The organism is Hymenobacter agri (genome assembly GCF_054778495.1).
Map to the genome: position 1 here is coordinate 1 of NZ_BAAGZM010001058.1, position 920 is coordinate 920.

The 920-nt window shown below is 66.8% G+C and carries 1 protein-coding gene; it reads right to left on the bottom strand.

The annotated features are described in order from the left end of the window. On the bottom strand, nt 1–448 hold a 448-nt coding region (locus tag ACYVDE_RS24440; protein WP_460504120.1), incomplete at its 3' end, for a hypothetical protein. Nucleotides 449–920: the final 472 nt, after the last annotated feature.

Below are 920 nucleotides of genomic sequence, written 5' to 3' on the forward strand. Positions count from 1 at the left end.
GCGGCGGGGCAATGGTGGCCAGCTGGGCCTGGATGGCGGCCAGCTGCTGGTGGGCCCCGGCGAGGCGGCTGCGCCACTCGGCCAGTTCGTCCTGCAGCGTTTCGAGCATGAGCTGGCACATCTGCAGCTGCTTGATATCGACGACTTCGCCCTTTTGCTTGAGCGTGTACTGAATGGCCTTGAGGTTCTCGACCGCGTCGGGCAGGTCTTCGGCCAGCGGGCGCGTATCGAACACTTGCCGCACCTGCCCCGAAATGCGGCTGAGCGTGGTGTAGCCCACTTCGAGCCGGTACGAGTCGTCGCGGGTGGCGGCGGTGTCCACGGCCATCGTGTCTTCTTTGGCAATGGGCTTCGGCGCGGCGAACTTCTGGGCACGGGCCGGCACCAGCAGCGCCAGCCACAGCAGCAGCCCGGCGAGGCCGGTGGTTCTCAAGAATAAAACGGACATAAGGCGGCTTTGAAGCGGAAAAATACGCGCCAAGCCGTGGCTGCTTGCAGGCAACAGATGCAGCCGGGCGTTGTGCCGGTGGATGGTGGTTTTGTATCGATGGGGGACCCCACCCCCGGCCCCTCCCCGTGGGGAGGGGAGCCTGATGATTTTAGACATAAGCTACCATTCGCGCCGCCGTGGCCCCCTCCTCACCGGGGAGGGGCCGGGGGTGGGGTAAACGAAGCCCCGTCGCCTACTTTTGCCTCGCTCCACTTGCAACGCTCCCGCGCATCGCGCGTCCCTCCCCGCAATGAAAATGAACCGCCTGCTTCTCCTGCCGCTGCTCGCTGCCGTGGCCGGGCCGGCCGCCGCCCAAACCACGCCGCTCTACATGCCGCGCGACATCAAGGCCGCCTTCGCCAAGGGCACCCGCAGCCCCGATGGCCGCCCCGGCACCAACTACGGGCAGAACCGCGCCCGCTACGACATC